This window comes from Streptomyces sp. NPDC000880 (assembly GCF_053599675.1).
In genome coordinates this window covers 1-5,823 of sequence record NZ_JBSFMS010000212.1, presented here as the reverse complement: position 1 = coordinate 5,823, position 5,823 = coordinate 1, and the positions used below count along the sequence as shown (strand labels likewise).

At 69.6% G+C, this 5,823-nt stretch carries 5 protein-coding genes and 1 pseudogene; 5 read left to right on the top strand and 1 reads right to left on the bottom strand.

All coding sequences use genetic code 11. From position 1 onward, the window contains the following. A partial coding sequence (locus ACWDO5_RS35030) for a sigma-70 family RNA polymerase sigma factor (protein WP_450534576.1) occupies positions 1-294 on the bottom strand: 294 nt, incomplete at its 3' end. A 911-nt stretch (positions 295-1,205) separates the two neighbouring features. Between ACWDO5_RS35030 and rpe the strand changes: the two genes are divergently transcribed. From rpe to ACWDO5_RS35005, 5 genes and pseudogenes are all read left to right on the top strand, one after another. Then, positions 1,206-1,892, top strand: coding sequence for a ribulose-phosphate 3-epimerase (rpe, locus tag ACWDO5_RS35025; protein WP_450534575.1), 687 nt, complete (start codon positions 1,206-1,208; stop codon positions 1,890-1,892). A gap of 74 nt (positions 1,893-1,966) precedes the next feature. Further along, positions 1,967-3,001 carry a sugar-binding transcriptional regulator gene (locus ACWDO5_RS35020; RefSeq protein ID WP_450534577.1) on the top strand — a complete coding sequence of 345 codons (1,035 nt, stop codon included), beginning with the start codon at positions 1,967-1,969 and terminating at the stop codon, positions 2,999-3,001. Between the two features lie 222 nt (positions 3,002-3,223). Further along, a complete protein-coding gene (locus ACWDO5_RS35015; RefSeq protein WP_450534574.1) occupies positions 3,224-4,666 on the top strand; it encodes a GuaB1 family IMP dehydrogenase-related protein in 1,443 nt (480 codons plus the stop codon). Positions 4,667-4,865: 199 nt separating this feature from the next. Next, positions 4,866-5,681 carry an RNA polymerase sigma factor SigF gene (locus ACWDO5_RS35010; protein ID WP_450534573.1) on the top strand — a complete coding sequence of 272 codons (816 nt, stop codon included), beginning with the start codon at positions 4,866-4,868 and terminating at the stop codon, positions 5,679-5,681. Between the two features lie 48 nt (positions 5,682-5,729). After that, a pseudogene (locus ACWDO5_RS35005) lies at positions 5,730-5,823 on the top strand (UDP-glucose 4-epimerase GalE); the annotation flags it as partial.

The following is a 5,823-nucleotide window of genomic DNA, read 5'->3' as shown; positions in this document are numbered from 1 at the left end:
TTCCCTCTCGTGCTTTCGGGCGGTGGGCCCCGCCTGGGCCTGCGACGTCTGCAGGTCGACCAGTTGAGCGTCGCGGCGGCGCCGCCGTATACGTGAACGCAACTCGTCCATGCAGGTGCGCCGGGCGATGGAGAGCAGCCAGGTTCGTGCGGAGGACTCCCGCCTGAAGGATTCCAGCGCACGGAAGACCCGCAGGTAGGTCTCCTGGGTCAGGTCGTCGGCGGACTGGGGGTCCACCAGGTGTGCGCAGAGCGACCACACCTCCTGCCGGCCGGCCTGTATGAACTCCCTCATCGCCTGTGGGTCACCACGCCGGGCGGCGATGGCAAGCCTGGTCAGATCCTCCACGGGACCGGCCCCGTTCAGGCGAGGGCGGAAGAGGCAGGGCCACAGGGTGCGGGCCGGGCCGCACCAGGTGCCCGGCCTGACCCGTCAGGGGAGGCGTGAGCCGGGACGGACGGAACGCGGGTGCGGCGGTTAAGCATGGTGCTCCTCGGCTTCCGGTAGTCACGCAGGGTGCGGGACAGGGCAGACTCGCCCAAGATCCATATCCGCGCCTGCTTCTTAGTCGTACGAGCCGGGCCGTACGTTCCTGCGCCCTCTGTGACCTCAGACACACCCCGACCGGCGTGGCGGGCCCGCATGCGCTCCCGCGGGCCATCGGCGTCGCCGCCCAAGAGGCGGGGCCTCGAGGCTTGAGGCGCGGCTGGAAACGTGCGGCTTGACTCCGCCACCAGGGGAGCCGGGCGGGGCCGGGCGTGGGCAGCACCACCGTGGCGCCGCTGGCCAGCACCACCGTGGCGCCGCCAGCCGGCAACGTGGTGCTGCGCGGTACAGCGTCAGAGTCATCGCCTCGTGCCGGTCCTCGTGCGCGGACCTCATCGCCGCGCGCCCCGTGCTCCCGCAGCTCCCTGATGGCAGCGACGCCGTCCTTTATCGGCCACGGTCAGGCCGCTCTCGCGTGCGCTACCGGACGATCGCCCGGATGGCCTCGGGCCTGACTTGGGTGGATTCCGCGCTGCCGGGCAGCCAGACGAGGCCTCGCTGGCGAAGCTCCCGAGCGTCCGGCATCAAGGCCCCAGAAGCCCTCGTGACGGGCAGAATCGCCAGTAGTACGACGACTGTGCCGATCCCGGGAGCCTTGGTCCGTACCTAGAGACATACCGGGGAGGGGGAAGAGCCCCGAAACGTGGCAGGCTTGGCCCATGGCCGTTCAGATCAATCCAAGTATCCTGTCCGCCGATTTCTCCCGCCTGGCGGAGGAGGCCAGGGCAGTCGAGGGCGCCGACTGGCTCCATGTCGATGTGATGGACAACCACTTCGTGCCCAACCTCACCCTGGGTGTGCCGGTGGTGGAATCCCTCAGCCGCGCGACGGACACCCCGCTGGACTGCCATCTGATGATCGACGACCCCGATCGCTGGGCCCCGCAGTACATCGAAGCGGGGGCCGGATCCGTCACCTTCCATGTCGAGGCCGCGTCCGCGCCCGTACGGCTGGCGCGTGAGATCCGGTCCAAGGGCGCCCGTGCCTCGATGGCGCTCAAGCCAGCCACCCCGATCGAGCCGTACGAGGACCTGCTCCCCGAGCTCGACATGCTGCTGGTCATGACCGTGGAGCCGGGCTTCGGCGGCCAGGCATTCCTCGACATCATGCTGCCGAAGATCCGCCGTACCCGGGAGCTCATCGCCAAGCACGGCCTGGAGCTGTGGCTGCAGGTCGACGGCGGCGTCTCGGACTCGACGATCGAGCGGTGCGCCGAGGCCGGCGCGGATGTGTTCGTCGCCGGTTCGGCGGTCTACGGAGCCCAGGACCCGGCACAGGCGGTGCGTGGGCTGCGTACGAAGGCGCAGCAGACGCTGGCATCGGCGGCCTGGGCGTGCGACCACTGAGCCACAAGCAAGTGAACTCGGCCCATCAGGGCTGATCAAGAATCGTCGGATCTGACAGGATGACGGATCCGGGTGTGTACAGCAGTGAGGAGATCGCGGTGTCGACGGGCCGGTCAGCCATGCGGATGGGACCCGCGGAGCTGGTGCAGGCGGCGGCCATGGCCCGCCGCTTCTACCTCGAGGGCAAATCCAAGATCCAGATCGCGGAGGAGTTCGGCGTCAGCCGCTTCAAGGTCGCCCGGGTCCTGGAGACGGCGCTCGAGCGTGATCTCGTACGGATCGAGATCCGCGTACCCGCGGAACTGGACGCCGAGCGCTCCGACGCGCTCCGCGCGCGCTACGGACTGCGGCACGCGGTCGTCGTCGAATCCCCCGCGGAGGGCGCCGACGAGTCGCCCGACCCGGAGAACCTCGGCGAGGTGGCCGCCGATCTGCTCGGCGAGCTGGTGACCGAGGGCGATGTGCTGGGCCTGGCCTGGGGCCGGTCCACCATCCACATGGCCGCCGCGCTCGACCGGCTGCCGCCGTGCACGGTCGTGCAGCTCACCGGCGTGTACGACGCGGGGACCGCCGAGCGCGGCTCGGTCGAGGCGGTACGGCGCGCCGCCCAGGTCTCCGGCGGCGAGGCCCACCCCATCTACGCCCCGATGCTGCTGCCCGACCCGGCGACCGCCGCGGCGCTGCGCAACCAGACCGGCATCGCCCGCGCCTTCGAGTACTTCGACAAGGTCACCGTCGCGGCCGTCTCTATCGGCTCCTGGGAGGCGGGCATCTCGACCGTGCACGACATGCTCACCGACGAGGAGCGCGCGCACTACGCCTCGCTCGGCGTCGCCGCCGAGATGTCCGCGCACCTCTTCGACGCGGAGGGCCGGCGGGTCGGTCGTGACCTGGGCGAGCGGTGCATCACGGTCGAGGCGGACCGGCTGCGTCGTATCCCCGAGGTGGTGGCGATCGCGGGCGGCCAGCGCAAGGCGGAGGCGATCGGGGCCGTACTGCGCTCCGGGCTTGTGACCAGCCTGGTGACGGACACGGCGGCGGCGGACCAGCTGCTGACGGCCCAGCCGGGGCCGCGACCGGCACTGGACCGGGCGGACCCGGACGGCTGAGCCGGCAGCGGGCGGTTGAGGAGGCGCGGGCCGTCGGGGCGCAGGCGTGGAAGGCGGGGGGCGCCGGGGCCGGATCATTTGGAGGATCTGCTCCACGGCACCCCTATGAGCTGGAGTTTTCTCCCGGCATCGCATTCTCATCGCCATGGGACAATGAAGTACGTGCGATTTCCCCGGCTGAAATGCCCGGGGGCCAACTCCGATCGACTGGGATGTCAGCACGTGCGTTTCCTCAATGACCTGAAGCCGCCGTACGACCTGACGTACGACGACGTATTCATGGTGCCGAGCCGCTCGGCTGTCGGCTCCCGTCAGGGCGTGGACCTCTCCTCGCCGGACGGCTCCGGCACCACCATCCCGCTGGTCGTCGCCAATATGACCGCCATCGCGGGTCGCCGGATGGCCGAGACGCTCGCCCGCCGCGGTGGCCTCGTCGTCATCCCCCAGGACATCCCGATCGAGGTCGTCACCGACGTCATCGCCTGGGTCAAGACGCGCCACCTCGTCCTGGACACCCCGATCGTGCTCGCTCCCGGTCAGACTGTCGCCGACGCGCTGTCCCTGCTGCCGAAGCGGGCGCACGACGCCGGTGTGGTCGTCGACGCGGACCACCGGCCCGTCGGTGTCGTCACCGACGCCGACCTGTCCGGGGTCGACCGCTTCACGCAGCTGTCCGAGGTCATGTCCAGGGACCTGCTGCTGCTCGACGCGGACATCGACCCGCGCGACGCCTTCAACAAGCTCGACCATGCCAACCGCCGGTACGCCCCCGCCGTGGACAAGGACGGCCGGCTCGCCGGCATCCTCACCCGCAAGGGCGCCCTCCGCGCGACCCTCTACAGCCCCGCCGTCGACGCCGACGGCAGGCTGCGCATCGCCGCCGCCGTCGGCATCAACGGCAATGTGGCGGGCAAGGCCAAGCAGCTCCTCGACGCGGGCGTCGACACCCTCGTCGTCGACACCGCGCACGGTCACCAGGAGTCGATGATCAGCGCGATCAAGGCGGTCCGCGGGCTCGACCCGCACGTGCCGATCGTCGCGGGCAACATCGTCGCCGCCGAAGGCGTGCGCGATCTCGTCGAGGCGGGCGCGGACATCATCAAGGTCGGTGTGGGCCCCGGCGCCATGTGCACCACCCGCATGATGACCGGCGTGGGCCGGCCGCAGTTCTCGGCCGTGCTGGAGTGCGCCGCCGAGGCGAAGAAGTACGGCAAGCACGTCTGGGCCGACGGCGGTGTCCGCCACCCGCGCGACGTCGCCATGGCGCTCGCCGCCGGCGCCTCCAACGTCATGATCGGCTCGTGGTTCGCCGGGACCTACGAGTCCCCGGGCGACCTGCAGCAGGCCGCCGACGGACGCCTGTACAAGGAGTCTTTCGGCATGGCGTCCGCGCGCGCCGTCCGTAACCGTACGAGCGAGGAGTCGGCGTACGACCGCGCCCGCAAGGCGCTGTTCGAGGAGGGCATCTCCACCTCGCGCATGTTCCTCGACCCGGGCCGTCCGGGCGTCGAGGACCTCATCGACTCGATCATCGCGGGCGTCCGCTCTTCCTGCACCTACGCGGGTGCGGGCTCCCTCGAGGAGTTCTCCGAGAAGGCGATCGTCGGCATCCAGAGCGCCGCCGGTTACGCCGAGGGCAAGCCGCTGCACGCCAGCTGGAACTAGTCCGAGCCATTAGCGTCCGGCCCGTGTTGCGGGGGGGCCGGACGTGGTTTTTTCCCGTCAACTCCACGCCGGGGCAGGCATGTGTGGCGACAACCGGGGTATACGCGCCCTGCATTGACCACGAGCAGGGGAGGACGAAGTGTCCACGGCGAGCAAGGTTCCGACCGAACTCACACAGCCTGGAACACGGCGCCCGAACATGGCGGAGCTGGATCTGCCGGACGTGCCCAAACCTGGGGAGGTGGCCCCGAGTGACGCACGCGAGATCTCAAAGGTCTTCTTCGTACGGCTGGCTTCGCTGGAAGAGGGAACCCATGAGCACCAGTACGTACGCAACACGCTCATTGAACTGAACCTGGCGCTGGTCAGGTACGCGGCAGGCCGGTTCCGCAACCGGGCCGAGCAGATGGAGGACATCGTCCAGGTCGGCACCATCGGCCTGATCAAGGCGATCGACCGGTTCGAGCTGAGCCGCGAAGTGGAGTTCGCGACGTTCGCCGTTCCGTACATCATCGGTGAGATCAAGCGGTTCTTCCGGGACACCAGTTGGGCCGTGCATGTGCCGCGCAGGCTGCAGGAGCTGCGGATCGATCTGGCGAAGGCGACCGATCAGCTCTCCCAGGAACTGGACCGCGCGCCGACCACGACCGAACTCGCCGGGCACCTCGGGCTCGACGAGGAAGAAATCATCGAGGGCGTGGTCGCCAGCAACGGCTATACGGCAGGCTCGATCGACATGCCGATGGACGACGCCTCCGACCATGCTCCGGTGCCGCTGTCCGACCGGCTGGGCGGGCCCGACGCCGATCTGGAGACCGCGGAGAACGTCCAGGCGCTCAAGCCGCTCATCGAGGAGCTCGACGAACGGGACAAGCGAATTCTGCGGATGCGCTTCGGCGAGGAGATGACCCAGTCGGAGATCGGCGCGGAGCTGGGCGTCTCGCAGATGCATGTGTCCCGGCTGCTGACGCGCATCACGTCGCGGCTGCGTGCGGGACTGCTCGCCGTGGAGTGACCTGACACCGGAGTACCAGCTCATCCCCCCACGGGAAAAGCGGCGTCCCTGATCCCCGAGTCCGCCCCCTGTGTGCCGATCAATCCGTATGGCGAGACCAAGCTGGCGGGCGAGTGGCTGGTACGGGCGACAGGCCACGCGC

Excerpts from the sequence above, each read along its gene's own strand:
- rpe (WP_450534575.1), top strand. The coding sequence starts at position 1,206 with ATGGCCGTTCAGATCAATCCAAGTATCCTGTCCGCCGATTTCTCCCGC.
- ACWDO5_RS35010 (WP_450534573.1), top strand. The coding sequence starts at position 4,866 with ATGGCGGAGCTGGATCTGCCGGACGTGCCCAAACCTGGGGAGGTGGCC.